Annotated in this window: 22 protein-coding genes and 1 pseudogene; 16 read left to right on the top strand and 7 right to left on the bottom strand. The window is 71.6% G+C overall.

Annotated elements, in window-relative coordinates; genetic code table 11:
• The first annotated feature begins 35 nt into the window (after positions 1–35).
• The 5 genes and pseudogenes from ACWC2T_RS07355 to ACWC2T_RS07375 all read left to right on the top strand — a co-directional run bounded on the left by ACWC2T_RS07355 (position 36) and on the right by ACWC2T_RS07375 (position 4,988).
• Entirely contained in the window at positions 36–1,079 is a 1,044-nt protein-coding gene (locus ACWC2T_RS07355; protein ID WP_450669440.1) for a LacI family DNA-binding transcriptional regulator, read from the top strand.
• A gap of 102 nt (positions 1,080–1,181) precedes the next feature.
• Positions 1,182–2,014 (top strand): annotated as a pseudogene (locus ACWC2T_RS07360) (endo-1,4-beta-xylanase); the annotation flags it as partial.
• 94 nt (positions 2,015–2,108) lie between these two features.
• The gene (locus ACWC2T_RS07365; protein WP_450669596.1) at positions 2,109–3,152 is read left to right on the top strand and encodes an LCP family protein; all 1,044 of its coding nucleotides are present in this window, start codon (positions 2,109–2,111) and stop codon (positions 3,150–3,152) included.
• A 150-nt stretch (positions 3,153–3,302) separates the two neighbouring features.
• On the top strand, positions 3,303–3,659 hold the full coding sequence (locus ACWC2T_RS07370) for a YciI family protein (protein ID WP_351210458.1): 357 nt from the start codon (positions 3,303–3,305) through the stop codon (positions 3,657–3,659).
• A 45-nt stretch (positions 3,660–3,704) separates the two neighbouring features.
• Complete coding sequence (locus tag ACWC2T_RS07375; protein WP_450669441.1) at positions 3,705–4,988, top strand: RNA polymerase sigma factor; 1,284 nt, start codon at positions 3,705–3,707, stop codon at positions 4,986–4,988.
• Here the strand turns inward: ACWC2T_RS07375 and ACWC2T_RS07380 are convergent.
• Entirely contained in the window at positions 4,982–6,205 is a 1,224-nt protein-coding gene (locus ACWC2T_RS07380; RefSeq protein ID WP_450669442.1) for a class I SAM-dependent methyltransferase, read from the bottom strand. The two genes, ACWC2T_RS07375 and ACWC2T_RS07380, sit on opposite strands and share 7 nt — an antisense overlap.
• Before the next feature lie 91 nt (positions 6,206–6,296).
• Between ACWC2T_RS07380 and ACWC2T_RS07385 the strand changes: the two genes are divergently transcribed.
• The 4 genes from ACWC2T_RS07385 to groL all read left to right on the top strand — a co-directional run bounded on the left by ACWC2T_RS07385 (position 6,297) and on the right by groL (position 10,656).
• Positions 6,297–7,211 (top strand): polysaccharide deacetylase family protein, encoded by a 915-nt coding sequence (locus ACWC2T_RS07385; protein ID WP_450669443.1) that lies wholly within the window; start codon positions 6,297–6,299, stop codon positions 7,209–7,211.
• Positions 7,208–8,080: a polysaccharide deacetylase family protein gene (locus ACWC2T_RS07390; protein ID WP_450669444.1), complete on the top strand. Its 873-nt coding sequence runs from the start codon at positions 7,208–7,210 to the stop codon at positions 8,078–8,080. Before ACWC2T_RS07385 ends, ACWC2T_RS07390 begins: the two co-directional genes overlap by 4 nt.
• Positions 8,081–8,606: 526 nt before the next feature.
• Positions 8,607–8,915 carry a co-chaperone GroES gene (groES, locus tag ACWC2T_RS07395; RefSeq protein WP_039652762.1) on the top strand — a complete coding sequence of 103 codons (309 nt, stop codon included), beginning with the start codon at positions 8,607–8,609 and terminating at the stop codon, positions 8,913–8,915.
• A 115-nt stretch (positions 8,916–9,030) separates the two neighbouring features.
• The gene (groL, locus tag ACWC2T_RS07400) at positions 9,031–10,656 is read left to right on the top strand and encodes a chaperonin GroEL (RefSeq protein ID WP_450669445.1); all 1,626 of its coding nucleotides are present in this window, start codon (positions 9,031–9,033) and stop codon (positions 10,654–10,656) included.
• Positions 10,657–10,791: 135 nt separating this feature from the next.
• Here the strand turns inward: groL and ACWC2T_RS07405 are convergent, their stop codons facing one another.
• From ACWC2T_RS07405 to ACWC2T_RS07415, 3 genes are all read right to left on the bottom strand, one after another.
• Positions 10,792–11,499, bottom strand: coding sequence for an ester cyclase (locus tag ACWC2T_RS07405; RefSeq protein ID WP_450669446.1), 708 nt, complete (start codon positions 11,497–11,499; stop codon positions 10,792–10,794).
• A gap of 77 nt (positions 11,500–11,576) precedes the next feature.
• Positions 11,577–12,350 carry an SDR family NAD(P)-dependent oxidoreductase gene (locus ACWC2T_RS07410; protein ID WP_450669447.1) on the bottom strand — a complete coding sequence of 258 codons (774 nt, stop codon included), beginning with the start codon at positions 12,348–12,350 and terminating at the stop codon, positions 11,577–11,579.
• A 211-nt stretch (positions 12,351–12,561) separates the two neighbouring features.
• Positions 12,562–13,230: an MOSC domain-containing protein gene (locus ACWC2T_RS07415; protein WP_450669448.1), complete on the bottom strand. Its 669-nt coding sequence runs from the start codon at positions 13,228–13,230 to the stop codon at positions 12,562–12,564.
• An 80-nt stretch (positions 13,231–13,310) separates the two neighbouring features.
• Here ACWC2T_RS07415 and ACWC2T_RS07420 point away from each other — a divergent pair, with 80 nt between their 5' ends.
• Complete coding sequence (locus ACWC2T_RS07420; RefSeq protein ID WP_450669449.1) at positions 13,311–14,210, top strand: LysR family transcriptional regulator; 900 nt, start codon at positions 13,311–13,313, stop codon at positions 14,208–14,210.
• Between the two features lie 136 nt (positions 14,211–14,346).
• Here ACWC2T_RS07420 and ACWC2T_RS07425 read toward each other — a convergent pair whose 3' ends face one another.
• Positions 14,347–14,676, bottom strand: coding sequence for a WhiB family transcriptional regulator (locus tag ACWC2T_RS07425; protein WP_450669450.1), 330 nt, complete (start codon positions 14,674–14,676; stop codon positions 14,347–14,349).
• A 380-nt stretch (positions 14,677–15,056) separates the two neighbouring features.
• Here ACWC2T_RS07425 and ACWC2T_RS07430 point away from each other — a divergent pair, with 380 nt between their 5' ends.
• From ACWC2T_RS07430 to ACWC2T_RS07445, 4 genes are all read left to right on the top strand, one after another.
• Positions 15,057–15,668 (top strand): response regulator transcription factor, encoded by a 612-nt coding sequence (locus ACWC2T_RS07430; RefSeq protein ID WP_003948568.1) that lies wholly within the window; start codon positions 15,057–15,059, stop codon positions 15,666–15,668.
• 746 nt (positions 15,669–16,414) lie between these two features.
• Entirely contained in the window at positions 16,415–17,002 is a 588-nt protein-coding gene (locus ACWC2T_RS07435) for a sigma-70 family RNA polymerase sigma factor (protein WP_030641278.1), read from the top strand.
• Between the two features lie 164 nt (positions 17,003–17,166).
• Positions 17,167–18,672 (top strand): IMP dehydrogenase, encoded by a 1,506-nt coding sequence (gene guaB / locus ACWC2T_RS07440; RefSeq protein ID WP_450669451.1) that lies wholly within the window; start codon positions 17,167–17,169, stop codon positions 18,670–18,672.
• Positions 18,673–18,817: 145 nt separating this feature from the next.
• The gene (locus ACWC2T_RS07445; RefSeq protein ID WP_351210481.1) at positions 18,818–19,942 is read left to right on the top strand and encodes a GuaB3 family IMP dehydrogenase-related protein; all 1,125 of its coding nucleotides are present in this window, start codon (positions 18,818–18,820) and stop codon (positions 19,940–19,942) included.
• A gap of 65 nt (positions 19,943–20,007) precedes the next feature.
• Here the strand turns inward: ACWC2T_RS07445 and ACWC2T_RS07450 are convergent, their stop codons facing one another.
• Both ACWC2T_RS07450 and ACWC2T_RS07455 read right to left on the bottom strand, forming a co-directional pair.
• Complete coding sequence (locus ACWC2T_RS07450) at positions 20,008–20,580, bottom strand: hypothetical protein (protein WP_450669452.1); 573 nt, start codon at positions 20,578–20,580, stop codon at positions 20,008–20,010.
• A gap of 134 nt (positions 20,581–20,714) precedes the next feature.
• Positions 20,715–21,923 (bottom strand): nucleotide sugar dehydrogenase, encoded by a 1,209-nt coding sequence (locus ACWC2T_RS07455; protein WP_450669453.1) that lies wholly within the window; start codon positions 21,921–21,923, stop codon positions 20,715–20,717.
• 277 nt (positions 21,924–22,200) lie between these two features.
• Here ACWC2T_RS07455 and ACWC2T_RS07460 point away from each other — a divergent pair, with 277 nt between their 5' ends.
• Together ACWC2T_RS07460 and ACWC2T_RS07465 are read left to right on the top strand one after the other, a co-directional pair.
• Positions 22,201–23,910 carry a glycerol-3-phosphate dehydrogenase/oxidase gene (locus tag ACWC2T_RS07460; protein ID WP_450669454.1) on the top strand — a complete coding sequence of 570 codons (1,710 nt, stop codon included), beginning with the start codon at positions 22,201–22,203 and terminating at the stop codon, positions 23,908–23,910.
• A gap of 284 nt (positions 23,911–24,194) precedes the next feature.
• Positions 24,195–26,303, top strand: a complete 2,109-nt coding sequence (locus ACWC2T_RS07465) for a serine/threonine-protein kinase (RefSeq protein ID WP_450669455.1) — start codon at positions 24,195–24,197, stop codon at positions 26,301–26,303.
• Position 26,304 lies beyond the last annotated feature (1 nt).

Genomic DNA, 26,304 nt, shown 5'->3' on the forward strand with positions numbered 1-26,304 from the left:
TCGTCAAGGGGGCGGGCGGGGTTACGATCGCGGGCATGAAGCCTTCGAAGCCCGCAGGAACGGCCGGAGAAACGCAGACGGCGACCCTCGCCGACATCGCCCGTGAGGCCGGGGTGTCGGCTCCGACTGTTTCGAAGGTGCTCAATGGCCGCGCCGATGTCGCCCCCGCGACCCGCACCCGGGTCGAGGAGCTGCTGCGCACCCACGGCTACCGGCGCCGCCGCGCCGAGGCGTCCCGCTCGCCGCTGATCGACCTGGTCTTCCACGAGCTGGAGAGCGCCTGGGCGCTGGAGGTCATCCGGGGCGTGGAGAACGTGGCCCGGGACGCCGGGCTGAGCGTCGTGCTGTCCGAGTCGGCCGGCCGGCTCACCCCGGGCCGGACCTGGGCCGACCAGGTGGCCGCGCGCCGCCCGCACGGCGTGGTGCTGGTGCTGTCCGGGCTCGACGAGTCCCAGCGGGCGCTGCTGACCAGCCGCTCCATCCCGTTCGTGGTGATGGACCCGGCCGGCGACCCGGGCCCGGACGTGCCGTCCATCGGCGCCACCAACTGGCAGGGCGGACTCGCCGCCACCCGTCATCTGGTCGAGCTCGGCCACACCAGGATCGGCGCGATCAGCGGACCGTCCCGGATGATGTGCAGCCGCGCCCGCGTCGACGGCTACCGCGCCGCGCTGGAGACGGCCGGCCTGCCCGTCGACCCCTCGCTGATCGTGCCCGGCGACTTCCACCACGACTCCGGCTACCGCCTGGGCCTGGAGCTGCTGCGCCGCCCCGACCGGCCGACGGCCGTCTTCGCGGGCAACGACCTGCAGGCGCTCGGCCTGTACGAGGCCGCCCGTGAGCTGGGGCTGCGCATCCCGGAGGACCTGAGTGTGGTCGGCTTCGACGATCTGCCGGTGGCCCGCTGGGTCGGCCCGCCGCTGACGACCGTACGGCAGCCGCTGACCGAGATGGCCGAGGCCGCCGCCCGGCTGGTGCTGGAGCTGGGGCGCGAGCAGGAGGAGCGGGCGGCGACCCGGGTGGAACTGGCGACCAGCCTCGTCGTCCGCAGCAGTACCGCCGCGCCCGCTGCCGCGTGACGCCGTTGGCCGGAAGGTGACGTATTGACGGGTGGGGCGGGCGCCCTCACACTCCTCCGAAGTCAATCGGTTGTTCGACCGAAACTTTCGGAGGCACCCGCCATGAGAACGCTGAGACTCGGCTTACCGCTCGCGTCCCTGCTGACCGGCGTCGCGCTGCTGTTCACCGCGCCCGCCGCGCACGCCGCCGGCACCCCTCTGCGCGACCTCGCCGCCGCCAAGGGCAAGCTCATCGGCACCGCCGTCACCGGCTCCAGGCTCACCGGCACCTACGGTGACCTCGCCGGGGCCCAGTTCAGCTCGCTCACCCCCGGCAACGCCATGAAGTGGGGGACCGTCGAGCCGACCCGGGGCAGCTACGACTGGAGCGAGGCCGACCGGATCGTGGCCTTCGCCCAGGTCGCTCCACGATCTGGTACGACCGTCTCGGCCGCGGCTATGTCGCCAGCGCCCTGACCTGGGCGCACGCCGCCGACCCGGGCGCCAGGCTGTACATCAACGACTACAACGTCGAGGGCGTGAACGCGAAGTCCAACGCCCTGTACAACCTGGTCAGGTCCCTGAAGGCGCGGGGCGTCCCGATCGGCGGCGTCGGCCTGCAGGCCCATCTGATCCTCGGCCAGGTGCCGAGCACGCTGCGGCAGAACATCCAGCGCTTCGCCGACCTCGGCGTGGACGTGGCGATCACCGAGCTGGACGTACGCATGCAACTGCCCGCGGACAGCGCGAAACTCGCCCAGCAGAAGGCCGACTTCCACGCGGTCGTGGCCGCCTGCGCCGCCGTCACCCGCTGTGTGAACGTCACCGTGTGGGGCTTCACCGACGCCGACTCCTGGGTGCCGAGCACCTTCCCCGGCTACGGCGCGGCGACCCCGTACGACGAGAACTACCAGCCGAAACCGGCGTACCACGGCATCGCCCAGGCCTTGGGCGGCGCGGCATGAGAAATTCCGAAGAAAACCGATTCTCGCGGCTTGCGCTAACAGTCCCCTAATAATTCGGACTTACGTTCCTGCCGTGACGCGACACATGGAGCACCAAGAGGAGCAAGGCGAAGCAGGCAGACGGGTGGGCCGGCGATCGGGAGCGCTGAGGATCGTCGGCCTCACCCTGGCGGGCGCCCTGGTGCTGGGCACGGCCGCGGTGGGCTGGGCGTACTGGCACCTCGACCACAACATCAAAAGCGTCGACATCAACAGCGCACTGGGCGACGACCGCCCGGCCAAGGCGGTGGTCACCCCCTCGGCCGCCGCCTCCCCGCTGCCGACCGGCTCCCTGAACATCCTGGTCCTGGGCTCGGACTCGCGCAGCGGCAGGGCCAACCAGGAGCTCGGCGGCGGCGACAGCTCCGGCGCCCGCTCGGACACGGCGATGGTCGTGCACCTCGACGCGGGCCGCACGAAGGCCACCGTCGTCAGCATCCCGCGCGACACCCTCGTCACCCGCCCGTCCTGCCCGCTCGCCTCCGGCGGCTCGACGGCCGTGGCCCACGGCGCGATGTTCAACAGCGCCTACGCGGTGGGCGGGCCGGTGTGCGCGGTGAAGACCGCCGAGTCGATCACGAACGTGCGCATGGACCACTACGTCGAGATCGACTTCTCCGGCTTCGCCAAGCTGGTCGACGCGCTCGGCGGGGTCGACGTGACCACCCCGCAGAACATCGACGACGACCAGAGCCATCTGCACCTGAAGGCCGGCTCCCACCACCTCGACGGCAAGCAGGCGCTCGCGCTCGCCCGCACCCGGCACGGCATAGGCGACGGCAGCGACCTCGGCCGCATAGGGCTGCAGCAGATGCTGGTCAAGGACCTGCTGGAGCAGATGGCCGCCACGAACCTGCTCACCGACCCGGCCAGGCTGTACCGGGTCGCCGACGCGGTCACCGCGAGCCTCACCACGGACACCGGCCTGGACTCCCTGAGCGAGCTGATGCGGCTCGGGCAGAGCCTGAAGGGCCTGACCGCCGACCGGGTGAGAACGGTGATGATGCCGGTCGTCACCGCCCCCTCCGACCCCAACCGGGTGATCGCGAAGGAGCCGGCGGCGCGCGAGCTGTGGGCGTCCCTGCGCTGACAGAAACCGCCGACAGAAACCGCTGACAGAAAACCGCTGAGAGAAACCGGAGAAAAAAACTTCGGTGGGCGTGTCGATCCGGGTGTCTGCCGTTCGACGCATGGCTGAGTGGCGGGGACAGGCCCCGCCGCCCCGACCGAAGGAGCCACCATGCCCCGCTATCTCTCGCTGGTACGCGTCGACGAGTCCACCGCGCCGCCCGAGGGTCCCAGCCCCGAGCTGATGCAGCGGATGGGCGAGCTGATCGAGGAGATCACCAAGGCCGGCGTCATGCTCGACACCGCCGGACTCACCCCGCACAGCCAGGGGAAGCGGGTCCGCTGGGAGGGCGGCAGGCTCGCCGTCACGGACGGGCCGTTCACCGAGTCCAAGGAGGTCGTCGGCGGCTACGCGCTGATGCAGTGCAAGGACATGGACGAGGCGATCGAGTGGACCAAGCGGTTCCTGCAGACCCATGAGGAGTACTGGACCGTGACCTGTGAGGTCCGGGAGATCGCCGAGGGCTGAGCCGTCCCTGGCCTCGGGCCGCCCGGGGGTGTTGCATGGTGGGCTGTGGAACCACAGCCCACCCCAGCACGCCCCGCCCCCACCGCGGCCCACACCATCGAGACCGTCTTCCGTCTGGAGTCGCCCCGGGTCATCGCCGGCGTCGCCCGGATCGTCCGGGACGTCGGCATCGCCGAGGAACTGGCGCAGGACGCGCTGGTCGCCGCCCTGGAGCAGTGGCCCCGCGACGGCGTGCCCGCCAACCCCGGCGCCTGGCTCATGGCAACCGCCCGGCACCGCGCCGTCGACCTGATCCGGCGCCGCGAGACCTACGCCCGCAAGCTCGCCGAGATCGGCCGCGACCTGCAGACGGCCCCGCCCGCGTACGACGCGCCCGCCGACCCGGACGACATCGACGACGACCTGCTCCGGCTCGTCTTCACCGCCTGCCACCCGGTGCTGTCGCCCGAGGCCCGCACCGCGCTCACCCTGCGCCTGCTCGGCGGCCTGAGCACGGCCGAGATCGCCCGCGCCTACCTCGTCCCGGAGCCGACGGTCGCCCAGCGCATCGTCCGCGCCAAACGCACCCTGGCGAAGCAGAACGTCGCCTTCGAGGTGCCCTGCGGCCCCGACCGCGAGGCCCGACTCGGCTCCGTCCTGGACGTCATCTACCTGATCTTCAACGAGGGGTACGCGGCCACCACCGGCGACGACCTGCTCCGTCCGGGCCTGTGCGAGGACGCGCTGCGGCTGGCCCGCGTGCTGTCCGCGCTGATGCCCAAGGAGCCGGAGGTGCACGGCCTGACCGCGCTGCTGGAGTTCCAGGCGTCGCGCACGGCCGCCCGTACCGGTCCGGACGGCGAGCCGGTGCTGCTGCAGGACCAGAACCGCCGCCGCTGGAACCGCATGCTCATCGCCCGCGGCATCCGCGCCCTCGACCGGGCCGGTGCCACGGCGAGCGGGGCCCCGGGCCCGTACGCCCTCCAGGCGGCCATCGCCGCGTGTCACGCACACGCGTACACCTACGAGGAGACCGACTGGCGCACCATCGCCACCCTCTACGGCCTGCTGGCGGCTCGCGCCCCGTCCCCGGTGGTCGAGCTGAACCGCGCGGTCGCCGTGTCGATGGCCGACGGCCCGGCCGAGGGCCTGAAGCTGGTGGACGCCCTGACCGCCGAACCCGCCCTGCGCGACTACCACCTGCTGCCCAGCGTCCGCGGCGACCTGCTGGCCCGCCTCGGCCGTACGGCCGAGGCCCGCGCGGAGTTCGAACGAGCGGCGGCCCTCGCGCGCAACGACCGCGAGCGGCAGCTGCTGCTGTCGAGAATCGATTCCCTTCCCGGTCACTGAGGGGTGACGGGGGCCCCGATCAGCATGGCCGGTGCCCCCGCGACCCGGGTGAGGAAGACGGTCGCCGCGTTCGGACCGTGCGGCTTGACCTTCCTGCGCAGTTCCTCCGGCTCGACGGCCGAGCCGCGCTTCTTCACGGTCAGCGTGCCGACCTCGCGCTCCCGAAGAAAGGCCTTCAACTTCTTGACGTTGAAGGGGAGTTGGTCGGTGATCTCATAGGCGGAGGCGTACGCCGTGGGGCGCGGTTCGTCGGCGGTCACGTAGGCGATGGTGGGGTCGATCAGGCCGCCGCCCAGGTGCTCGGCCACCTCGGCGACCAGATGGGCGCGGATGACGGCACCGTCCGGCTCGTACAGATAGCGGCCCACCGGCCGGACCTCCGGGTCGGGCAGCCCCCTGCCGAGCAGCGTGCGCGGGCCGGGCAGCAGGGTGGCGCGCACCGCGCCCGGCTCGGTGCCGAACCACAGCACCGCCTCCTTGACGTCTCCGCCGTCCGAGATCCACTCGGCCTCGGCGTCGGCGGGCACGGCGTCGTGCGGGATGCCGGGCGCCACCTTCAGTGCCGCGCGGGGCGCCCTGCGGGCGGCCTCGACCGCCCGGGAGAGGGGCGGGGAATAGGCCTCGGGGTCGAAAATCCTCCCGCCCGTCGCCCGGCCGCCGCCCCTCACCGACGCGCTTCGCGCGGCCCTGCCCGATCGCCCGCCCCGCCGGGCAGGGTCGACGAACACGGCGTCGTATCCGCCCGTGTCCACCTCCGTGACATCCGCCTCCCGCACCTCGATCAGCTCGCCCAGCCCCAGCGCCTCGGCGTTCGCCCGCGCCACCGCGGCGGTCTCCGGATCCCGGTCCACGGCCAGCACCCGGATCCCCGCCCGGGCGAACGCGATCGCGTCCCCGCCGATCCCGCAGCACAGGTCGGCGACCGAGGTCACCCCGAGGTTCCTGAACCGCTCGGCCCGGTAGGTGGCGACGCTCGTCCGCGTCGACTGCTCGACCCCGTTCGGCGTGAAGAACATCCGCCCCGCGTCCGCCGCCCCGAACTTCGCCGCCGCCCGCTGCCGCAGCCTGGCCTGGCCGAGGGCGGCCGACACCAGCTCGGCGGGGTGCTCGCGGCGCAGCCGGGTGGCGACGGCGAGTTCGTCGGCCGGGTGGGTGTCGCGGACCTCGTCGAGGAGGGCACGGCCTTCGGGGGTGAGGAGGAGAGCGAGGTCGTTCACCGGGTCATTGTGGGCCAGTCGGTGGATCGTGCGCCTCCCGGCGGCGGTGTCGGCCCGGGCTCCGGGCTCCGGGCTGGGAGGATCCGACACCATGCGAGCAGTCGTACAAAATGACAAAAACCGGTCCGGTCGTGGGCGTCGGGTCCTCGGCTGCGCAGCCGCCGCGCTGGCTTGTTCCGCCCTTTTGTCCAGTTGTGCCGGCTCCTCCGACGCGGCCCGCCCCGCGCCCGGTCACGGCGCCCCGGTGCGCGTCCTGAGTCCCCAGGACCGCCAGGCCGCCGAACACGCCCGCCTGGTCGCCGCGGCCAGACGCTGGGGCCTGGCCGGGGTCCCGCTGACGCCACCCCCGCCGCCGAGGCAGAAACCGGAGATCACCGCCCGGGCCGGCTTCGAGGTGACCCACCAGGAGGACTGGGACCTGCCGCCCGTCTTCACCACGATCCCCACCAAGCAGAAGATCGTCTTCCTCACCATCGACGACGGCTCGGAGAAGGACCCGGAGTTCCTGCGGATGATGCAGGAGCTGAAGATCCCGTACACCGCCTTCCTCAGCAACTACCTGGTCAAGGACGACTACGGCTACTTCCGGAAGATGCAGTCCTACGGCCACACCCTCAACAACCACACCCTGCACCACCCCTATCTGCCCGGTCTGTCCTACGAGGACCAGAAGGCCGAGATCTGCGGCATGCAGGACATCATGGAGAAGCAGTTCGGCAGGCGCCCGACGGTCTTCCGGCCGCCGTACGGCAACTACAACCAGGACACCCTGCGCGCCGCCAAGGCCTGCGGCATCAAGTACGCGCCGATCTGGAACGAGGAGGTCTACGTCGACCACTGGGAGTACCGCGAGGACGACCAGAAGATGCGCCGCGGCGACATCGTCCTCACCCACTTCCGCGGCCGCTCCGACTGGAACGGCACGATGGTCGACGACATGCGCCGCTTCCTGAACAAGGTCACGCGCGAGGGCTACGCCGTGGCCCGCCTGGAGGACTACCTGTGAGGCCGGGGCCGGGGCCGCGGCCGTGGCACCGGGGAGCGGGTTCCAAGCGGCGTCAGCGGGGCCGGTGCCTCGTCGCGCTCCTCGCCTCGGCTCTCCTCCTCACCGGCTGCGCCCAGTCCGTCGACCCCATCGAACGCCTCGGCAAGAAGGCGGCCGAGGGAGTGCACCCGCACGGGCCGGCCCCCGACCAGACCTACCGCCGCTGGGGCCTGACCGAGCCCCTCGCCCGTCCGCCGCAGCCCGCCGCGCGCGCCCTGGCCCTGACTCCGGGCGCCGGCGGCCGCACCCTGCCCCGCGTCCTGGACCACGTCCCCACCCACGACCCGGTCGTCTTCCTCACCTACGACGACGGCGCCGACCACGACCCCCGCTTCGTCGACATGGTCCGCGAACTCCGGCTGCCGGTCAGCATGTTCCTCACCGACAGCGTCGCCGGCCCCGGCTACGGCCACTTCGCCCGCCTGCACCGGCTGGGTGCCGGCATCCAGAACCACACCCTCGACCATCGCGTGCTCGCCGGACTGCCGTACGCCGGTCAGCGCGCCGAGATCTGCGGCCAGCAGGACCGGCTCAGCTCCCGTCTCGGCCTGCGCCCCCGTCTCTTCCGCCCGCCGTACGGCTCGTACGACCCCACCACCCTCCGCGCGGCGGCCGACTGCGGCATCTCCACGGTCGTCCTCTGGCGCGCCGCGATGACCCCGACCGACCTCGTCTACGCGCACGGCGAACACCACCTGCGCCCCGGCGACATCATCCTGGTCGGCCCGGACGAATCGACGGGCCCGAGCCTCAGAGAACGCACGGCCAGGGTCCTGCGGAGGGTGCAGCAGCGGGGGCTGACGGTGGGGCGGCTGGAGGACTACCTGTAGAGCACTTCTCCAGTGCCGGTCGGCAAATTCAGCCCGTCCGGCGTTTGAGGACGAGGCCGTTCAGGCCGAAGCGGGGGTCTGGGGGCGGCAGCCCCCGGGGGCGGCGGGGCGAACGCCGGGCCTCCGGGCAACCGCGTGCACCGTCTTCCGTCGACGCGCGGCACGGCATTGAGGACTGCCTGTAGGGCACTTTTCCAGTGCCGGTCGGCGAAATTCAGCCTGTCCGTCGTTTGAGGACGAGGCCGTTCAGGCCGAAGCGGGGGTCCGGGGGCGGCAGCCCCCGGGACGGCGGGGCAACACCGGACCACCAGGAACCCGGCGCAGACAAGATTCCGCCGACGCGCCGCACGGCATTGGCACTCCGCTTGACCGAGTGCTAATCGCGGTCATAGTCTCGGCTCTGGCACTCCCCCCTGGAGAGTGCCAACAAAGCGACGGGCAGGTCCGGCACCCGCGACGACGGATCGACCTGGTCGCCACCTCAGACAGTTAACCCCGTGAGATCTCCGAAGGGGGAGGTCGGATCGTGACGACCGCCAGCTCCAAGGTTGCCATCAAGCCGCTCGAGGACCGCATCGTGGTCCAGCCGCTGGACGCCGAGCAGACCACGGCCTCTGGCCTGGTCATCCCGGACACCGCGAAGGAGAAGCCCCAGGAGGGCGCCGTCCTCGCCGTGGGCCCGGGCCGCTTCGAGAACGGCGAGCGCCTTCCGCTCGACGTCAAGGTCGGCGACGTCGTCCTCTACAGCAAGTACGGCGGCACCGAGGTGAAGTACAACGGCGAGGAGTACCTCGTCCTCTCGGCTCGCGACGTCCTCGCGATCATCGAGAAGTAACCCACCTCGAAGTTCCTTCAGCTGCGCCCCTGGCCCCCGCGACCGATAAGAAGCCGGGCGCCCGGGGCGCAGTTGTCTTACCACCCAATAGATTTCCGAGAGGGCTCCCGCTGTCATGGCGAAGATCCTGAAGTTCGACGAGGACGCCCGTCGCGCCCTCGAGCGCGGCGTCAACAAGCTGGCCGACACGGTGAAGGTGACGATCGGCCCCAAGGGCCGCAACGTCGTCATCGACAAGAAGTTCGGCGCCCCCACCATCACCAACGACGGTGTCACGATCGCCCGCGAGGTCGAGATCGAGGACCCGTACGAGAACCTCGGCGCGCAGCTGGTGAAGGAGGTGGCGACCAAGACCAACGACATCGCGGGTGACGGCACCACCACCGCCACCGTGCTCGCCCAGGCGCTCGTGCGCGAGGGCCTGAAGAACGTCGCCGCCGGCGCCTCCCCGGCCGCCCTGAAGAAGGGCATCGACGCCGCCGTCAAGGCCGTCTCCGACGAGCTGCTCGCCTCGGCCCGTCCGATCGACGAGAAGTCCGACATCGCCGCCGTCGCCGCGCTGTCCGCCCAGGACCAGCAGGTCGGCGAGCTCATCGCCGAGGCGATGGACAAGGTCGGCAAGGACGGTGTCATCACCGTCGAGGAGTCCAACACCTTCGGTCTGGAGCTGGACTTCACCGAGGGCATGGCCTTCGACAAGGGCTACCTGTCGCCGTACTTCGTGACGGACCAGGAGCGCATGGAGGCCGTCCTCGACGACCCGTACATCCTCATCAACCAGGGCAAGATCAGCTCCATCCAGGACCTGCTGCCGCTGCTGGAGAAGGTCATCCAGGCGGGCTCCTCCAAGCCGCTGCTGATCATCGCTGAGGACGTCGAGGGCGAGGCCCTGTCGACCCTGGTCGTCAACAAGATCCGCGGCACCTTCAACGCCGTCGCGGTGAAGGCCCCCGGCTTCGGCGACCGCCGCAAGGCGATGCTGCAGGACATGGCGATCCTCACCGGCGCCACCGTCATCTCCGAGGAGGTCGGCCTCAAGCTCGACCAGGTCGGCATCGACGTCCTCGGCTCCGCCCGCCGCGTCACCGTCACCAAGGACGACACCACGATCGTCGAGGGTGCCGGCAAGCAGGAGGACCTGACCGGCCGCGTCGCGCAGATCAAGGCCGAGATCGAGAACACCGACTCCGACTGGGACCGCGAGAAGCTCCAGGAGCGCCTCGCCAAGCTGGCCGGCGGCGTGTGCGTGATCAAGGTCGGCGCCGCCACCGAGGTGGAGCTGAAGGAGAAGAAGCACCGTCTGGAGGACGCCATCTCCGCGACCCGCGCCGCGGTCGAGGAGGGCATCGTCTCCGGTGGTGGCTCCGCCCTGGTCCACGCCTCCAAGGTCCTCGAGGGCAACCTCGACAAGGCCGGCGACGAGGCCACCGGTGTCGCGGTCGTCCGCAACGCCGTGGTCGAGCCGCTGCGCTGGATCGGCGAGAACGCCGGCCAGGAGGGCTACGTCATCGTCTCCAAGGTCAAGGACCTGGAGCAGGGGCAGGGCTACAACGCCGCCACCGGCGAGTACGGCGACCTGGTCAAGGCCGGCGTCATCGACCCGGTGAAGGTCACCCGCTCCGCCCTGGAGAACGCCGCCTCCATCGCCTCCCTGCTGCTCACGACCGAGACCCTGGTCGTCGAGAAGAAGGAAGAGGAAGAGCCGGCCGCCGCGGGCCACGGCCACGGCCACGCCCACTGAGGCACCGCAGAGCTGAAGCACTGCAGAGCTGAAGCACCGTAGAGCTGAGGCAGCGTAAAGCTGAGGCCCGGCGCCCTTCGGGGTGCCGGGCCTTCGCCCTGTCCGGACGGGCGACCGGACTGGCGAGAAGGGCCTCTACTGCTCCAACTCGTCCAGCGCACCCAGCTGTTGCATCAGCCCCAGCTGGTCGTGCTCCCACCACATCTCGGCGATCTTGCCGGCGTCCGTGAGGCGGAACAGCGTCATCCCGGTCATGGTGACCTGCCGTCCGGTGCCCGGGATGCCCAGGAAGTCGCCCTTGTGTGTGGCGTTCCAGGTCCACCGTGCGCAGGCCCGGTCGCCCTGGCCCAGCACATCCTCGACCGTGAACGCGAAGTCGAACCCCCCGCGCCACATCCGGAACTCGGCGCGGGCGTTGTCCAGCCCGATCGTGACCTGGGGATTCACCGGATCGTGGCTGTGAATGTCCTCGTCCAGCAGATCGTTGAGCGGCGGCAGTTCGCCCGGGGTCGCCAGCGCCGCGAAGAACCGCCGTACGGTGTCCTCGGCCAGCCGCTCGTCCCGTACGACGTCCAGATCGATGAACGTCGGCATCTCGTCGCACAGGGCGACCAGGTCGTGGAAGATCTTGTCGGTCTCCGGCAGGTTCGAGTTCCGCATCGCCTCCTCGTACGACGGGAACTCCACCACTTCGACGACGTGCGCCGCGTCGGAGCGGTCCTTGCCGACCAGCGCGTGCGTCGCCGTCCGCTTTCCCTTGGTCTGCTCGACCCAGTCGTCCATGAGCCGGTTCATCTCGTCCAGCCGGCTCGTCCTGCACTCGATGAGCTGTACGAAGGTCATGACGCCGCCTCCCGGCCCCCCTGGCCCGGTTTCCGTCACGCTCATTTTCGCACCGGGACGGCAGCGCCACCCCTCCGCTACTGGGGCCCGTACTTGCGCCCGGTCCGGGAGGAGATCCCGCTCATCAGCCCGCGCGGGGTGACCTTCACCAGGCCCATCAGCGCCTTGTAGCGCGGGTCCGGGATCGACAGGGACTTGCCGCGGGCCAGGTCGGACAGGGCCGCCGCGACCAGTTTGTCGGCGTCCAGCCACATCCAGCCGGGGATGTTGTCCGTCCCCATGCCGGCCCGCTGGTGGAACTCGGTGCGCACGAAGCCGGGGCACAGGGCCATCAGGCGGACGCCGCTGCCGGCGAGGTCCTTGGCGGCGCCCTGCGTGAACTGCACGACCCACGCCTTGGACGCGCCGTAGGTGCCCCGGGGGACGAAGGCGGCCACGGAGGCGACGTTGACGACGCCGCCCCGGCCCCGCTCCCGCATCGCCTCGGTCGCCGCCGAGGTCAGCCGCAGCACCGCCTCGCAGTGCACCTTGAGCATCTTCAGCTCGTCGGCCATGGGCACCTCGAGATAGCGGCCCTTGTTGCCGAAGCCGGCGTTGTTGATCAGCAGGTCGACCGGGTTCTTCCGGTCGCCGAGGCGGTCGGCCACCGTCTCGATGCCCTTGTCCTCGGACAGGTCCGCCGTCAGCACCTCCACCACGATGCCGTGCCGGTCGTGCAGTTCGGTCGCCTGTTCGCGCAGCCTCCTGGTGTCCCGCGCCACCAGGACGAGGCCGTGCCCGTCAGCCGCCAGCCGCCGCGCGAACGCGGCACCGATCCCCGCGGTCGATCCCGTAATCAGAGCCGTTGTCATGGCCCAAGGGTATTGACCCGGAGCGTGCGCGTCCGCTCCCCTCGGGCACGGGAGTTGGCCGGCACGGGTCCCGGGCGACGCCGTACGGCGGTGCGTGCGGGCCTCGTGGTGCGGACCTGAGCACCGGGAGCCCCCCGCCCTGCCCCGGGCCTGCCGGTCGGACCCGTCGGCTCGGCCGGACGGCTCGCCCCAGTTGCGGGCCGACGGCTCCTCAGCCCGCCTGTTCGGCCACGTACTTGCGGGCCTTCTCCAGCGTCTCCGGGTGCAGCGCCTCGCCCGCCGCGAGCAGCCCCGGCAGCAGTTCCCGCTCGGTGGTGACCGCGCGGAACTGCATCGCCGCCGTCACCCCGTGGTCCGGCCGGTACACGATCCCGATGGCATCTCCCGCCCGTATCTCACCCGGTTCGATCACCCGGAGGTAGGCACCCGTTGCGCCCTTCTGTGTGAACCTCTTGACCCAGGCGCGTTCGCCCAGATGGCCCTGGAACGTGCGGCACGGGATCCTGCCCGAGGTCACCTCCAGGACCACGCCGGAACCGATCCGCCAGCGCTCGCCGATCAGCGCCCCGGAGACGTCCACCCCGTCCGTCGTCAGGTTCTCCCCGAAGCAACCGTTGGCCAGCGATCGGCCGAGTTCGCGCTCCCAGTCGTCCAGGTCCTCGCGCGCGAAGGCGTACACCGCCTGGTCGTCCCCGCCGTGGTGCCGCAGGTCGCACACGGCGTCGCCGGCCAGCCCGCTCGCGCCGACGCCCTTGGGGCCCGGCGCCGCCACCCGCACCGGCCCGTCGGCCGGCTTCTTGTCGATGCCCGTCACGCCCTCCGCCTGGTCCGTGTACGGCACCGGCTGGGGGCGGCCCAGATTGACCGAGAGAAGCTTCATGAACGCACGGTACGGGATGTCACCTCAAAGCGTCGAGCGAATATCGCGCATCATCCCCAAGCTGCCCTTATGCTCTAGGGGTGATCGAGGCCCGTCATCTCCGCGTCCTGCGTGCCGTCGCCGCCACCGGCTCCTTCTCGGCGGCGGGGCGTGAACTGGGCTGCACCCAGCCCGCCGTCAGCCAGCAGATGAAGGCCCTGGAGACCTCGGTCGGCACCCCGCTGCTGGTTCGCAGCGGCCGCGAGATGCGACTGACCCAGGCCGGGGAGGCCCTGGTCAGGCACGCCTCCGGCATCCTCGCGGGGCTCACCGCGGCCGAGGAGGAGGTCGCCGCCATCGCGGGCCTTCGGGCCGGCCGGGTCCGGCTGGTCTCCTTCCCCAGCGGCAGCTCCACCCTGGTCCCCACCGCCCTGGCCGCCCTGCGCGCCGCCCACCCCGGCACCCGCGTCTCCCTGGAGGAGGCCGAGCCCCCGAAGTCGGTCGAGCTGCTGCGCGAGGGCGACTGCGACCTGGCCCTGGCCTTCCGGTACGCGGGGGCGGCGGTCGCCGAGGACTGGGACGACCTGGTCGTACGGCCCCTGCTGACGGACCGTCTGGTGGCGCTGGTGCCCGAGCGGCACCGGCTCGCGCGCGCGGAGAGCGTCGCCATCGGCGAGCTGGCCGAGGAGCCCTGGATCGCGGGCTGCCCGCGCTGCCGCGGCCAGCTGGTCGAGGCGTGCGAGGGGGCCGGTTTCACCCCGCGCATCGACTTCGCCACGGACGACTATCCCGCGGTGGTCGGCCTGGTCGGCGCGGGTCTGGGCGTCGCCGTGCTGCCCCAGCTGGCGGTGGAGTCGGTACGGCCCAGAGGTGTCCGCACGGTACGGCTGGAACCGGCGGTACGGCGCGAGATCGTCGCCCTCACCCTGCCCGACCTGGCTCAGGTGCCGGCCGTGGCGGCGACGCTGGAACAGCTGGCCCGGGCTGCGGGGCGCGGCTAGCGGAGCGACGGCAGAGTCAGCGGCTAGCCGGGCGACGGCAGAGTCAAGGGCACGCGCGCTGGTGTGGCGTGCCCTGGTGGAGGGGAAGCGGGCGCACCCGGTGGACCCGGTGGCCTCTGGATGCAGAAACGTTCCTTCAGTGATTCGGGGCGGTGTCCGTGCCGGCGGCCGAAGCCGTCACCAGGCGGTTGCGCGCGCGCCCCATCAACTCCTCACGCTCGTCCTCGGTCAGGCCGCCCCACACGCCGTACGGCTCGCGTACCGCCAGTGCGTGCGCCGCGCACTCCGCGCGGACAGGGCACCTCATGCAGACCTCCTTGGCCGAGTTCTCGCGAGCGCTCCGAGCCGCCCCGCGCTCGCCCTCGGGGTGGAAGAAGAGCGAGCTGTCCACGCCGCGGCAGGCAGCCAGCAGCTGCCAGTCCCACAGGTCCGCGTTCGGTCCGGGAAGGCGGGAGAAATCTGCCATTACGTGACCCCTTGTAGCCGTTCTGAGCGGATACGGTGCCATCGACCGTACATCTCCGGTCTAAGGAGATGAAAATATGACTCATTGCGAATCTAGCCGCGGACACCGCAAAACGGGAAGAAAAGGATCCAAACGGGGCATAGTTGTGATGAAAAGTTGAGGGTCTGCTGTCCATGTCTGCACCGTGTCGGGGCCCTCACGTAGAGTGCCGAAGACGGCACGTAGCCCCGTAACTCTTTCGAGTGACCGTCGTTGAGAGTGCGGAGGCGGTTGAAAACACAAGCGCTCGGGCAGGCGTCCGAGACGGTCGACCGCACAGGTGACGATTCCGTACCAGCCTGGAGGCTCAAGGTGACGCGCATCAGCTGCGGAGGGCGGTCATGACATCCGTCCTCGTCTGCGACGACTCCCCGCTTGCCCGAGAAGCGCTCCGCCGCGCGGTCGCGACCGTGCCCGGTGTCGAGCGTGTGACGACGGCGGCCAACGGCGAGGAAGTCCTCCGCCGCTGGGGCGCCGACCGCTCCGACCTCATCCTGATGGACGTGCGCATGCCCGGCCTGGGCGGCGTGGAAACCGTGCGCCGACTGCTGTCCGCCGACCCCGGCGCGCGCATCATCATGCTCACCGTCGCCGAGGACCTGGACGGCGTGGCCCTCGCGGTCGCCGCCGGCGCCCGGGGCTACCTGCACAAGGACGCCTCGCGCGCCGAACTGCGGGCCACCGTGACCCAGGCCCTCGCCGACCCGACCTGGCGGCTGGCCCCGCGCCGGCTCCGCTCGGCCGAGATGGGCGCCGCGCCCACGCTCACCGCGCGTGAGATCCAGGTCCTGGAGGGCATGAGCCACGGCCGGTCCAACGCCGAGATCGGCCGCGAGCTCTTCCTCTCCGAGGACACCGTCAAGACGCACGCGCGGCGCCTGTTCAAGAAGCTCGGCGCCTCGGACCGGGCCCACGCGGTGGCGCTCGGCTTCCGCTGGGGACTGGTCCGGTAGCCGGTGCCCGGCCCTGCGGGGCAGGCGGCTGCGCATCCCCCGGGCCGGACGAGCCCGCGCCTCGGCGACGCCGTCGGTCCCGGGGCCGCGGCTGTGGAGTTCGAGGTCGTGGCTGTCGGTCCCGAAGTCGTACCGCCGTACCGGTGTGTCCTGGCGACACGCGCGCGTGCGCGGAAGCGCCCTGCGGCTCCGCTGCCGTGCGGGTGCGCGCCCCTGCCTGGCGTGGGCGACCGTGCCCCTCGGCCCCGGTGCCGCGGGCCGCGGTGCCGCGCCGACGCGTCCCGGCCCGCTCGCGGAGGTGGGCGCCGGTGAACTGTCCTGACGGAGGTTCCGGTTGCCCGCGGACGCGGCCGTGACGTGCTCGCGCGGGGTGGACCCGGTCACACCCGGGGAGCCGCGCGGCGGGCGGTCGGCCGCGCGCGCGAACGGAGATCCACTCCGGCAACACCCGTGGTCGGCGCCGCCCGCCGAGGCACGGGACGTACAAGGCCGGGCTGCCGGCACCCCCTGCGTGCGACCCGACGGGGCGCCGCGGCGGGCGGTGCACACGTCGGCCCGCCGGGCGCGCGCTGCTCGTTTCGGCGCGGATGCCGCATCCTTGAGGTGTGGAGTCTCTCGGGGACGAGTCGGTCGAGCGGAAGGGGAGGGCGCAGGAGATGAGTGCCGGCGCGCCTGCTCATAACGCTTCGGTGCACAACCACGAGCACAGTGCGACGGACCGGACGGCCGCAAGGCACCATGGACCGATGCGCGACGACGAGGCGGGCACGGCCCACGGGGCGATCGGTGCGCTCGTCCATCGCGCCGTCGACGGTGACGAGCAGGCCACGCACGATCTGCTCGCCCATGTCCACCCGCTGGCGCTGCGCTACTGCCGCACCCGGCTGTCCCGGCTGCCCGGCGACGCGCGTCACTTCGTCGAGGACCTCGCCCAGGAGGTCTGCGTCGCGGTGCTGCTCGCGCTGCCCCGCTATCGCGACACCGGCCGCCCCTTCGAGGCGTTCGTCTTCGCCATCGCCTCCCACAAGGTCGCCGACCTGCAGCGCGCCGCGATGCGCCACCCGGGTTCCACGGCGGTGCCCTCCGACGAGATGCCGGAGCGGCCCGACGACTCCCTCGGCCCCGAGGAGCGCGCCCTGCTCAGCAGCGACGCCGAGTGGGCCAAGAAGCTGCTGGCCAACCTCCCCGAGAACCAGCGCGAACTGCTCCTGCTGCGGATTGCCGTGGGCTTGACCGCGGAGGAGACGGGGCAGATGTTGGGAATGTCACCCGGCGCGGTCCGGGTCGCCCAGCACCGGGCACTGAGCCGCCTGCGCGCGCTCGCCGAGCAGTAACACCCTGGTACGAAGCCCCTGCAGTTCCCTTTGTTGAACAGGCATGCTTCCGCTTCCGTACGAACATACGAAGCCTGAAGTCACCCCGTACCGTGGAATTTGCTAGCGATGCTTCCCGTTAGCATGGACATCCGCACCGATCAAGGCCATTTGGGGAAGGTGTCATGACTGCCAACGTCGACGGAGTGCCCGGTAAATTCGCGACACTCGGGCTGACCTACGACGACGTGCTGCTGCTGCCGGGCGCATCCGAGGTGCTCCCCAACGCGGTCGACACCTCGTCCCGCATCTCCCGCAACGTCCGGGTGAACATCCCGCTGCTGTCGGCGGCGATGGACAAGGTGACCGAGTCCCGTATGGCGATCGCGATGGCCCGGCTCGGCGGCGTCGGCGTGCTGCACCGCAACCTGTCCGTCGAGGACCAGGTCAACCAGGTCGACCTGGTGAAGCGGTCGGAGTCCGGCATGGTCACCGACCCGATCACGGTGCACCCGGAGGCCACGCTCGCCGAGGCCGACGCCCTGTGCGCGAAGTTCCGCATCAGCGGTGTCCCGGTCACCGACCCGGCCGGCAAGCTGCTCGGCATCGTGACCAACCGCGACATGGCCTTCGAGAGCGACCGCAGCCGCCGCGTGCACGAGGTCATGACCCCGATGCCGCTGGTCACCGGCAAGGTGGGCATCTCCGGCCCCGAGGCCATGGAGCTGCTGCGCAAGCACAAGATCGAGAAGCTGCCGCTGGTGGACGACGAAGGCGTCCTCAAGGGCCTGATCACCGTCAAGGACTTCGTCAAGGCCGAGAAGTACCCCAACGCCGCGAAGGACGCCGAGGGCCGGCTGCTGGTCGGTGCCGCGGTCGGCGCGAGCCCGGAGGCGCTGGAGCGCGCCCAGGCGCTCGCCGAGGCCGGCGTGGACTTCCTGGTCGTGGACACCTCGCACGGCCACAACAGCAACGCGCTCAGCTGGATGTCGAAGATCAAGTCGAGCGTGGGCGTCGACGTGGTCGGCGGCAACGTCGCCACCCGCGACGGCGCCCAGGCGCTGATCGACGCCGGTGTGGACGGCATCAAGGTGGGCGTGGGCCCGGGTTCCATCTGCACCACCCGTGTGGTCGCCGGCATCGGTGTCCCCCAGGTCACCGCCATCTACGAGGCCTCCCTCGCGGCCCGTCCGGCCGGCATCCCGCTGATCGGCGACGGCGGCCTGCAGTACTCCGGCGACATCGGCAAGGCGCTGGCCGCCGGCGCCGACACGGTGATGCTCGGCAGCCTCCTCGCCGGCTGCGAGGAGTCCCCGGGCGAGCTGCTCTTCATCAACGGCAAGCAGTTCAAGTCATACCGCGGCATGGGCTCGCTGGGCGCCATGCAGTCCCGCGGCCAGGGCAGGTCGTACTCGAAGGACCGCTACTTCCAGGCCGACGTCACCGCCGACGAGAAGCTCGTGCCCGAGGGCGTCGAGGGCCAGGTGCCCTACCGCGGCCCGCTCGCCAACGTCCTGCACCAGCTCGTCGGCGGCCTGCGCCAGACCATGGGCTACGTCGGCGCCGCCACCATCGACGAGATGGAGTCCAAGGGCCGGTTCGTACGGATCACCTCGGCGGGCCTGAAGGAGAGCCACCCGCACGACATCCAGATGACAGTCGAGGCGCCGAACTACAGCACCAAGGGCTGAAACGGCGTCCCCACGTGCGCGTGACGGACATCGACGGCGGCTCCGGAACCTCCGGGGCCGCCGTTGCCGTCCCCGCAGAGGGCTTCTGTCGTACCCGTCGGCGATACTGGAAGGCGCTGCAACGCATAGGGAAAGGCCTAGAGACGTGACTGAGATCGAGATCGGGCGCGGCAAGCGCGGCCGCCGGGCGTACGCCTTCGACGACATCGCCGTCGTCCCCAGCCGCCGTACGCGGGACCCGAAGGAGGTCTCGATCGCCTGGCAGATCGACGCCTACCGCTTCGAGCTGCCCTTCCTGGCCGCCCCCATGGACTCCGTCGTCTCCCCGGCCACCGCGATCCGCATCGGTGAGCTCGGCGGCCTGGGCGTGCTGAACCTCGAGGGCCTGTGGACGCGGTACGAGGACCCGCAGCCGCTGCTGGACGAGATCGCCGAGCTGGACGCGGACACGGCCACGCGCCGGCTGCAGGAGATCTACGCGGCCCCCATCAAGGAGGAGCTGATCGGCGCGCGCATCAAGGAGGTGCGCGACTCCGGCGTGGTCACGGCGGCCGCGCTCTCCCCGCAGCGCACCGCCCAGTTCTCCAAGGCGGTCGTGGACGCGGGCGTGGACATCTTCGTCATCCGCGGTACGACGGTCTCCGCGGAGCACGTCTCGTCCTCGCACGAGCCGCTGAACCTGAAGCAGTTCATCTACGAGCTGGACGTCCCGGTGATCGTCGGCGGCTGCGCCACCTACACCGCGGCCCTGCACCTGATGCGCACCGGCGCGGCCGGCGTCCTCGTCGGCTTCGGCGGCGGCGCCGCCCACACCACGCGCAACGTGCTGGGCATCCAGGTCCCGATGGCCACGGCCGTCGCCGACGTGGCCGCGGCCCGCCGTGACTACATGGACGAGTCCGGCGGCCGGTACGTGCACGTGATCGCGGACGGCGGCGTCGGCTGGTCCGGCGACCTGCCCAAGGCGATCGCCTGCGGCGCCGACGCGGTGATGATGGGCTCCCCGCTGGCCCGCGCCACGGACGCGCCCGGCAAGGGCCACCACTGGGGCATGGAGGCGGTCAACGAGGAGCTGCCCCGCGGCAAGAAGGTCGGCCTCGGCACGGTCGGTACCATCGAGGAGATCCTCACCGGCCCGTCCCACACGCCCGACGGTTCGATGAACTTCTTCGGCGCCCTGCGCCGCGCGATGGCCACGACCGGCTACAGCGAGCTGAAGGAGTTCCAGCGGGTCGAGGTGACCGTGGCGGACAGCCAGCACCGCCGCTGACACGCACGATGGAAGGGGCCCGGCCACCCGTGCGGTGGCCGGGCCCTCGTGCGTACGGGCGTGCGCTACGCGGCGGCCTTCTTGGCACCCGAGAACGCGGCGAACGCGGCGATGGCGAAGAAGACGAAGGTCAGCGGGTCGACGTCCTTCTTCCACACTTCCTGGACCACGTCGATGTGCTGGAAGAACAGCTCGTTGAAGCTCACCGGCAGCTGCTTGGTGATGATCATGGCCTCGCCCACCAGCTGGCCGAGGTACACCGCGCCGAGCGCGAGGAGGGCACTCACGACGGGCAGGGCCGGGTTGCGGCCGCCCGCCTTGCCGGCCGCCAGACCGATGACGAAGCCGACACCGACGGCCGCATAGCCGATCTCGTGCTTGGTGGCGCCGATGACGACGCCGTAGAGCGCCGCGGCGGCCACAGCGGCGACGACCGCGGCGAGCACCCCGAGGGCGACGTTGTTCCGGCCCGGCGCGGGCGCAACCGGCGGGGCGAAGGCGCCTGGCTGCGGCGGGTACGGCGCACCGGCCGGGGCCTGCGGCGGGTACGGCGCACCCGCCGGGGCCTGCTGCGCGTACGGGTTGCCGGCGACCGGGCCGGGCTGCGGCGGCTGCGGCGGCGGTGCTGACTGGCTCATGACAGAGATCCCCCGGGTGGAGCACAACTGAAGATCAGAAACGGAAGACGCTCGCTCATCTGTGCGGCGAGTCCGGGGGAGACTAACAGCCGGGGACGACAACGCCCCCGGCTGTTCTGTGTTCGTGACCGGGCTCAGAGCCGGTGCGCCGCCCCCGTGGGCGTGGCCCCGCGCGTGTCCAGCAGCAGCTGGGCCTTCACCGACAGCCCCTGCAGGTCGTACGTGCGGTGCTGCTGGAGCAGGATCGTCAGGTCGGCGTCGGCAGCGGTCTCGTAGAGCGAGTCGGCGCGCGGGACCGGGCGGTCGAGGACGTTCCAGGAGGCCACGAGCGGGTCGTGGTAGCTGATGGAGGCGCCCAGCTCCATCAGCCGGATCGCGATCTCCTGGGCCGGAGTGCCCTGCAGGTCGGCGAGGTCGGGCTTGTAGGTGACGCCGAGGAGCAGCACACGCGCGCCGCGGGCGGACTTGCCGTGCTCGTTGAGGAGTGTGGCGGCGCGCTGGACGACGTACCGGGGCATCCGGCTGTTGACCTGCTGGGCCAGCTCCACCATCCGCAGGGTGCGGGTGGCGTGGCCGGTCAGGTCGTGCGGGACGCCGTGCCCGCCGACGCCGGGTCCGGGGCGGAACGCCTGGAAGCCGAAGGGCTTGGTCTCGGCGCACCGGATCACGTCCCACAGGTCGACGCCCAGCTCGTGGCAGAGCACGGCCATTTCGTTGACGAGCGCGATGTTGACGTGCCGGAAGTTGGTCTCCAGCAGCTGCACCGTCTCCGCCTCGCGCAGCCCACGCGCGCGTACCACCTTGTCGGTGAGCCGGCCGTAGAAGGCGGCCGCCGACTCGGTGCAGGCGGGGGTGAGGCCGCCGATGACCTTGGGGGTGTTGGCGGGGACGTGGTCGCGGTTGCCGGGATCGACCCGGCTGGGCGCGTGGGCGAGGTGGAAGTCCCGGCCGGCGCGCAGCCCCGAGCCCTCCTCCAGCAGGGGGCGCAGGAACTCCTCGGTCGTGCCGGGCAGCACCGGCGACTCCAGGATGACGGTGGTGTGCGGGCGCAGCTGCTGGGCGAGGGCGCGGGCGGCCGCCTCCACCTGGCCGAGGTCGAGTCCGCCGTCGGCGCCGCGCGGGGTCGGCGCGCAGATCACCGCGGTGCGCACCCGGCCGAGCTGGGCCGGGTCGGTGCCGGGCCGGAAGCCCGCGGCGTGCATCCGGCGCAGCTCGGCGGCGCTGAGCGAGCCCACCTCGGGGCCCGTGGCGTACCCGACGGTGGGGATGCCTGCGGCGACGGCGGCCTGGGCGAGCGGCAAGCCGTAGGGGCCGAGTCCGATGACGGCGAGGTCTGCGGGCATGGCTGGGCGTCCTTCCCGATAGCCGAAGCGGGACAGGCACGCAACCGCTGAGACAGGATGAGCGCGTGCAATGTCAGACTAGGTACAGATATGACAGTTATCTGTGATTGTGTTCGTGTGTCTTACGAGGGTTGTGCGTGAGTTGTCCACAGGTTGGGAAGCCGTGGTGGCCGAAGTCGGGCAACCCGGTCAGAATTTGGGCATGAGCAGGGGGTGAACCGGGCTTCGCCCACCGGGTGCGGCCGACGCGAGCGAGTCTGCGACAGCGGGAGGCAGCGTGAGGACAGCGACTCTGGGGCCGACGCAGCGCGCCGAGGCACTGGCGGCGATGGCGGAGCGGGAGCTGGACGTGCTGGTGATCGGCGGCGGGGTCGTCGGTGCCGGCACCGCGCTGGACGCCGTCACGCGCGGCCTGTCCACCGGTCTGGTCGAGGCCCGCGACTGGGCGTCCGGCACCTCCAGCCGCTCCAGCAAGCTGATCCACGGCGGTCTGCGCTATCTGGAGATGCTCGACTTCGCGCTCGTGCGCGAGGCCCTGAAGGAGCGCGGACTGCTCCTGGAGCGCCTCGCCCCGCACCTGGTCAAACCGGTGCCCTTCCTGTACCCGCTGCAGCACAAGGGCTGGGAGCGGCTCTACGCGGGCTCGGGCGTCGCGCTCTACGACGCGATGTCCATGGCCCGCGGGCACGGCCGGGGCCTGCCCCTGCACCGTCACCTGAGCCACCGTCACGCCCTGCGCGTCGCCCCCTGCCTGAAGAAGGACGCACTGGTCGGCGCCCTTCAGTACTACGACGCCCAGATGGACGACGCCCGCTTCGTGGCCACGCTGGTGCGCACGGCGGCGGCGTACGGCGCCAAGGCGGCCAACCGCGCGCGCGTGACCGGGTTCCTGCGCGAGGGCGAGCGGGTGGTCGGGGCCCGGGTGCAGGACGTGGAAGGCGGCGGGGAGTACGAGATCCGCGCCAAACAGATCGTCAACGCGACCGGGGTGTGGACCGACGACACGCAGGCCATGGTGGGGGAGCGGGGCCAGTTCCACGTCCGCGCCTCCAAGGGCATCCACCTGGTCGTGCCCAAGGACCGCATCCACTCCAGCACCGGCCTGATCCTGCGCACCGAGAAGTCCGTCCTCTTCGTCATCCCCTGGGGCCGGCACTGGATCGTCGGCACCACCGACACCGACTGGAGCCTCGACAAGGCCCATCCGGCCGCGTCCAGCGCCGACATCGACTACCTGCTGGAGCACGTCAACTCGGTGCTCGCGGTGCCGCTCGGCCGCGACGACGTACAGGGCGTGTACGCCGGCCTGCGCCCGCTGCTGGCCGGCGAGTCCGACGCCACGAGCAAGCTGTCCCGCGAGCACACGGTCGCCCATCCGGTGCCGGGACTCGTGGTCGTGGCCGGCGGCAAGTACACCACCTACCGCGTGATGGCGAAGGACGCCGTCGACGCGGCGGTGCACGGCCTGGACATGCGGGTCGCCGACTGCGTGACGGAGGAGACCCCGCTGCTGGGCGCGGAGGGGTACCAGGCGCTGTGGAACGCGCGCGCCCGGATCGCCGTCCGCGCCGGACTGCACGTGGCCCGGGTGGAGCACCTCCTGAACCGCTACGGCTCCATGGCCGAGGAGGTCCTGGACCTCGTCACCGCCGACCCCGCTCTCGGCCGGCCCCTGCAGGGCGCCGACGACTATCTGCGCGCCGAGGTGGTGTACGCCGCCTCGCACGAGGGCGCCCGGCACCTGGACGACGTCCTCACCCGCCGCACCCGCATCTCCATCGAGACCTTCGACCGCGGCACCCGCAGCGCCCGTGAGGCGGCCGAGCTGATGGCACCGGTCCTCGGCTGGGACAAGGACCAGATCGAGCGCGAGGTCGAGCACTACGAGAAGCGGGTGGAGGCCGAGCGCGAGTCCCAGCTCCAGCCGGACGACCAGACGGCGGACGCGGCGAGACTGGGAGCGCCGGACATCGTTCCGCTCGGCTGAGGGGCCCCGCCCCTGGTCTGTCCCGTCCGGCTGGGTAGGGCGAGCGTCCTTGGTCTGTCCTGTCCGGCTGGGGAGGGCCCTTGGCCTGTCCTGTGCGGCCGGGCACGGGCCGTCCTCGGTGCCGTCGGCAGCCGAACGGCCGTCACTCCCGTGCGGAGAAGGCCTATTTCGCCCGGCTTCCGGCCTGTTGGCCCCGCCGTGGGTGAGGGGCACCCTGGGCGCTCGGCACTTGTCGGGTGAGAGACAATGGAGGCTCTGTCAGGGCGGGTTGTATGAGGGGACGCATGTCGGAGGCGGAGCGGGCGGGTACATCTCGTCAGGGGACTCGTCAGGACAAGAGCGAGCGTCGTCTCCTCGCCGGGCGGTACCGGCTGGGAGACGTACTGGGCCGGGGCGGCATGGGCACGGTCTGGCGCGCCGAGGACGAGACCCTGGGCCGGACGGTCGCCGTCAAGGAGCTGCGGTTCCCGTCGAACATCGACGAGGACGAGAAGCGACGCCTGATCACGCGCACCCTGCGCGAGGCCAAGGCGATCGCCCGGATCCGCAACAACAGCGCGGTGACGGTCTTCGACGTGGTCGACGAGGACGACCGGCCGTGGATCGTGATGGAGCTGGTGGAGGGCAAGTCCCTCGCCGAGGTCATCCGCGAGGACGGCCTGCTGGAGCCGAAGCGCGCCGCCGAGGTGGGACTCGCCGTCCTCGACGTGCTGCGCTCCGCGCACCGCGAGGGCATCCTGCACCGGGACGTGAAGCCGTCGAACGTGCTCATCGCCGAGGACGGCCGGGTCGTACTCACCGACTTCGGCATCGCGCAGGTCGAGGGCGACCCGTCCATCACCTCCACCGGCATGCTCGTCGGCGCCCCCTCCTACATCTCCCCCGAGCGTGCCCGCGGCCACAAGCCGGGACCGGCGGCCGACCTGTGGTCGCTCGGCGGCCTGCTGTACGCGGCGGTCGAGGGCGTGCCCCCGTACGACAAGGGCTCGGCGATCGCCACGCTCACCGCGGTGATGACCGAGCCCCTGGAGGAGCCCAAGAACGCGGGCCCGCTCAGGGACGTCATCCACGGCCTGCTCACCAAGGACCCGGCCAAGCGGCTCGACGACGCGGGCGCCCGGGTCATGCTCAACGCGGTGATCCACAAGCCCGATCCGGAGCCGATGGACGCCACGCGGGTGGTGCCGCTGCCGCCGCAGCCGGACCCGTCCGAGGGCAGGCGGGGCGAGGAGGCCGGGGAGAAGCTGCGCGGTGCGCTGCGTTCGGTCCGCAAGGCGGCCGGTGCGGCCACGGCAGCCGCGTCCGCCCGGACGAAGAGCGGCGGCGACACGCCCGCGCCGGGCACCGGTGACGCCCCGGGCGGGGGCGGTGCCGCCGCCGGCGGGGCGCGTCCCGCCGCACAGGGCGGGGCGCGACCGGCTTCCTCCGGTGGAGCCCGGCCGGCCTCCTCCGGCGTCTCCTCCGGTGGGACCGGAGCCCGGTCCGCGGGGAGACAGGCGGGGCCTGCCTCCGGCGGCTCCGGCGGCTCCGGCGCCTCCGGTGCCGCGGGTGTGCCGAACTCCAGCACGAACAAGCCGAGTTCGGGCTGGCCCGTGGTGCCGCCGCCGGACCTGGACCTGCCGCCGCGGCCGGTGCCGAGGGCGCCGCTGACCGACGTGGTGCCCAAGCGCACGCTGGTGATCATCGCGGTGGTCGTCTTCCTCGCCGTGCTCGGCACCGTCCTGGCCATCGCGCTGAGCGACAACGGCAAGGACGGCAAGAGCAGCGGGGCCAGGGCGGCGGCGAGCGCCAGTGCCTCCACCAAGCAGGACAAGGGCGACAAGAGCACCGGCAGCGGGGCGCGGGCGGGCGGGGCGAGCCCGTCGACGGGCGGCACCGGTTCCGCCTCGGGCTCCGCCGTCGACGCGAGCGCGTCCGCCGGTGACTCCGGCAAGTCCGGCGCCAACAACGGCGGGAGCGCGCCGGTGGTGTCGACCCGCAAGGGCGGTCAGGGCTACTCGATCGGGCTGCCCAAGGGCTGGTCGTACCAGTCCACCGACAGTGCGGGCGACCGCTACACCGGTCCCGACGGGCAGAAGCTGCTCATCGGCTGGACCGGCAGCCCCAAGAGCGACCCGGTGGCGGACTGGGAGAACCAGGAACGCGGGATGGTGCGCGATCAGTACCACCGGATCCGCATAGAGAAGGTCGGCTACCGCGGCTGGAACACGGCCGACTGGGAGTTCACCTATGTCGACGGCGGCACCGAGTACCGCACCATCGACCGTGGGTTCGTGGTCAACGGTCACCTCGGTTACGGACTGATGTACACCGCGAAGGCCGCGGACTGGAACAGCGCGCTGCGCAAGGACACGTGGAAGACGCTCACGGCCTCCTTCGAGCCCAAGTCGTAGG

It is taken from the genome of Streptomyces sp. NPDC001393 (assembly GCF_053597455.1).

Excerpts from the sequence above, each read along its gene's own strand:
- ACWC2T_RS07355 (WP_450669440.1), top strand. The coding sequence starts at position 36 with ATGAAGCCTTCGAAGCCCGCAGGAACGGCCGGAGAAACGCAGACGGCG.
- ACWC2T_RS07365 (WP_450669596.1), top strand. The coding sequence starts at position 2,109 with ATGGAGCACCAAGAGGAGCAAGGCGAAGCAGGCAGACGGGTGGGCCGG.
- ACWC2T_RS07370 (WP_351210458.1), top strand. The coding sequence starts at position 3,303 with ATGCCCCGCTATCTCTCGCTGGTACGCGTCGACGAGTCCACCGCGCCG.
- ACWC2T_RS07385 (WP_450669443.1), top strand. The coding sequence starts at position 6,297 with ATGCGAGCAGTCGTACAAAATGACAAAAACCGGTCCGGTCGTGGGCGT.
- groL (WP_450669445.1), top strand. The coding sequence starts at position 9,031 with ATGGCGAAGATCCTGAAGTTCGACGAGGACGCCCGTCGCGCCCTCGAG.
- ACWC2T_RS07405 (WP_450669446.1), bottom strand. The coding sequence starts at position 11,499 with ATGACCTTCGTACAGCTCATCGAGTGCAGGACGAGCCGGCTGGACGAG.
- ACWC2T_RS07410 (WP_450669447.1), bottom strand. The coding sequence starts at position 12,350 with ATGACAACGGCTCTGATTACGGGATCGACCGCGGGGATCGGTGCCGCG.
- ACWC2T_RS07415 (WP_450669448.1), bottom strand. The coding sequence starts at position 13,230 with ATGAAGCTTCTCTCGGTCAATCTGGGCCGCCCCCAGCCGGTGCCGTAC.
- ACWC2T_RS07425 (WP_450669450.1), bottom strand. The coding sequence starts at position 14,676 with ATGGCAGATTTCTCCCGCCTTCCCGGACCGAACGCGGACCTGTGGGAC.
- ACWC2T_RS07430 (WP_003948568.1), top strand. The coding sequence starts at position 15,057 with ATGACATCCGTCCTCGTCTGCGACGACTCCCCGCTTGCCCGAGAAGCG.
- ACWC2T_RS07435 (WP_030641278.1), top strand. The coding sequence starts at position 16,415 with ATGCGCGACGACGAGGCGGGCACGGCCCACGGGGCGATCGGTGCGCTC.
- guaB (WP_450669451.1), top strand. The coding sequence starts at position 17,167 with ATGACTGCCAACGTCGACGGAGTGCCCGGTAAATTCGCGACACTCGGG.
- ACWC2T_RS07450 (WP_450669452.1), bottom strand. The coding sequence starts at position 20,580 with ATGAGCCAGTCAGCACCGCCGCCGCAGCCGCCGCAGCCCGGCCCGGTC.
- ACWC2T_RS07455 (WP_450669453.1), bottom strand. The coding sequence starts at position 21,923 with ATGCCCGCAGACCTCGCCGTCATCGGACTCGGCCCCTACGGCTTGCCG.
- ACWC2T_RS07465 (WP_450669455.1), top strand. The coding sequence starts at position 24,195 with ATGTCGGAGGCGGAGCGGGCGGGTACATCTCGTCAGGGGACTCGTCAG.